The following is a 2,700-nucleotide window of genomic DNA, read 5'->3' on the forward strand; positions in this document are numbered from 1 at the left end:
GAGTTGGTCGGCGCTCGCCGCGATCGAGGAGAATTGTTCGGTCCAGTCCAGGCCGGTGCGCGAATAGACTCTGGCGTCCCCATCTCGCAGATGCAGCTGCGCGCGGTAGCCGTCGGCCTTGATCTCGTAGACCCAGTCTTCGCCGCGCGGCGGCTTCTCGCGCAACGTGGGATCACACGGCTCGATGTAACCAGGAATAGCAACTTTGAGCCCGCCGTGGACACGCGATACCCCCGAACGAGACTGACGCAACGCCACAGCACACATGGCGATTCAACGTCGTCACGCTGATTCGTTCCGTGTCTCGTCTCCGGATCGCCCGGAACGTGGGTTGCCTCCGGGCGTTGGCGAGCGGTGGTGCAGGGGGAGGAGCGAGTGCGATGATAGAAACGGAAACCATACTCGAAAAATGTCCCCGGTGCGGCGCATGGCCTATGGCAGCGAACATCCCAAAGTCCGCTTCCGTGCAACGCGAAATCCAGTTCAGGTGTCCGAGGTGCCAGGCGGAGGAGGTCGGCTGGCTCCGTCGTCCAACGTCCCCGCTGCGCGCTGCCTGACACCACGCGGCCGAAGAGCCCGGAGGGACTGTCGCGGTCGCGTTCTCCAAGGGCGGCAGATGCTTGTCCAGGTTCTAAGATGGCTCCTCGGAGAGCAGGAGAGATCTGACCTGGTGCGGCGGCTTATGAGCGCGAGGCGGGCGGTGGCGATGCCAAGGCGCGCAAGAATATTGAAACGGAAGAAACGGCTCATCGGGCGGTCGAAGAGGCGAAGCGAGCCATCGGCGAGCGCGGCGCGATCTGGTGGAAGCACGGCGCGCCCGACCTCAGCCGCCACACGATCAAGAACTCGCCGTATACCGGATGGTACGCCAAGCTTCCGCGCTCGCGCCAGTGAGCACTCACACCTCAGGTCCAGCTGATTTTCGCGTTGCTGCCCCCAGCAGATCACGGACGAGCACAGTTTTGAGCGTTAGCTGGTGCGGATCGCATCCTCGCATCGTTGGCGCGTGTAGGGCGAAGGTTGACAGCCGGTGGCCGCGAGATAGGCGTGTCCGCTAGACTCTTCGAAACCGGACACGGCCAGCTCGCCCTAGCTAGTCGGCTACGGGCCACAAGCGGACCCAGATAAGCATGTGCTAAACCTGCGCCGGTTTCGCATCTCGGCCATTTCGACCCAGCCGCGGCTCAGTTCCCGCCAAAAGCCTTTGGATGTTGGCACGATGGCGGATGATCACGTAAAGGCCGCCTCCGATCACCATCAATCGATACGGCAATGGGTGCTCGACCGCGCAGACAACGACGATTGCCGTCAACGCTGCGAGCATCGAGCTCAAGGAAACGATCTGGGTCATAGCCACCACGACGCCAAAGACGGTCGCAGCCCCCAATCCCACGGGCCACGACAGCGCCAGCAACACACCGAGCCCGGCCGCAGCCGACTTGCCGCCCGTGAAGTTCAGCCAGACCGATCGGCTATGTCCCAACAGCACGGCAATTCCGGCCAGACAAACAGCCCATGGCACCCCGATTTGCAGATCAGACCCTGTCGACGGAGGGGATAGTTCTGCATAGAGCCAAGGACAGAGCGAGCGTGCGACGATGATGGCAGCCACGCCCTTCAGCACATCGCCGACGAGCACGAACAAGGCAGGCCATTTACCGAGGGTCCGCAAGACATTCGTTGCCCCGGTGGACTTGGAGCCATGCCTTCGAATGTCGATGCCTCTGAGCAGTTTTCCCGCCAGATAGCCCGTGGGGAACGAGCCGAGTAGATAGGCGATCACCAACGCGACCGCGCCCGCTGTCCAAAAAGCCATGGGTTTATGTCCAGTTTTCTGAACGCTGTTTTATCTCCGACTTCGTCTGACCGCTATCGGCCAAAAACGGAAAGCTGTAGTCCCGCTTCTCCGGGAAACAAGTCGTGACGATCAAGGGGCGGCAACTGCAACCGTTTCTTCGATTATCCTCGGCTGTCCGCCCTCGCTAGTAAGAATGGATGAGTAATAACCGTGAAAAGAACGATCACCTACCTTGGCCTGCCATGTTCCCGCATTGAAAACGAAGATGCCCTCGGGACGCGAGATGGTTCTTTGAACCGAATAATCATGCAATCCGAGCTTGAGGGCGTCGCTGAAACTCTGGCGGATGGCGTCCCGCCCCTGAAAGATGCCGCTGGGCGTCACCCGCACAGCGTTCTCTGCAAATGTCGCGGCCATAGTGTCCAGATCACCGCGATTGTACGCTTCTGAGAAATGCTTGTGCATGTCGTCCATGGCGGCATCACCAAGCGTGTCTCCCGCAATCGAGTTGCGCGGAATGGCAAGCACCAACCAAACAAGAATGGTCGCTAATCTGACTGCCATGTTCCCTCCGTTTCACTATAGTCGATTGATAGCGCTCTCTGTTACGCCAGAGTATGGAACGCAGCCACGTGTGACAACAACGTCTCTTTAGGGTCACAAGGCGAAAGAAATCAAACTGAGCAATTCTCGTCCGCTATGCCTCAGTGAGTGAACCTCGCGGAGGGATGCCGCCACTTTCGCCGATGGCAGGAGCGGACGTCGCCCGCCTCTCTCGATCAGCTCGTCGCCTCTGAGCTAACCTTGTTGATGGCTGTGGCATTTGACGCCGATTCTCGCTAACATTTCAAAAGGTGCCGGTTCAGACCGGTGACGCTTCACGGCGGGAGAATCCCTTGAGC

General features: G+C 59.9%; 3 protein-coding genes. All 3 read right to left on the reverse strand.

Going from position 1 to position 2,700, the window contains the following annotated elements; translation table 11 throughout:
- Positions 1–267 (reverse strand): ATP-dependent DNA ligase (locus tag IVB27_RS04600; RefSeq protein WP_524536460.1); only part of this gene is annotated, 267 nt, incomplete at its 3' end.
- A gap of 868 nt (positions 268–1,135) precedes the next feature.
- The gene (gene plsY, locus IVB27_RS04605) at positions 1,136–1,816 is read right to left on the reverse strand and encodes a glycerol-3-phosphate 1-O-acyltransferase PlsY (RefSeq protein WP_247441757.1); all 681 of its coding nucleotides are present in this window, start codon (positions 1,814–1,816) and stop codon (positions 1,136–1,138) included.
- 111 nt (positions 1,817–1,927) lie between these two features.
- On the reverse strand, positions 1,928–2,362 hold the full coding sequence (locus tag IVB27_RS04610; protein ID WP_247347765.1) for a YybH family protein: 435 nt from the start codon (positions 2,360–2,362) through the stop codon (positions 1,928–1,930).
- Positions 2,363–2,700 lie beyond the last annotated feature (338 nt).

This window comes from Bradyrhizobium sp. 197 (genome assembly GCF_023073375.1).
GTDB lineage: Bacteria > Pseudomonadota > Alphaproteobacteria > Rhizobiales > Xanthobacteraceae > Bradyrhizobium.

Bases quoted from the DNA above. Each gene is read 5' to 3' on its own strand.
- plsY (WP_247441757.1), bottom strand. From the start codon at position 1,816: ATGGCTTTTTGGACAGCGGGCGCGGTCGCGTTGGTGATCGCCTATCTA.
- IVB27_RS04610 (WP_247347765.1), bottom strand. From the start codon at position 2,362: ATGGCAGTCAGATTAGCGACCATTCTTGTTTGGTTGGTGCTTGCCATT.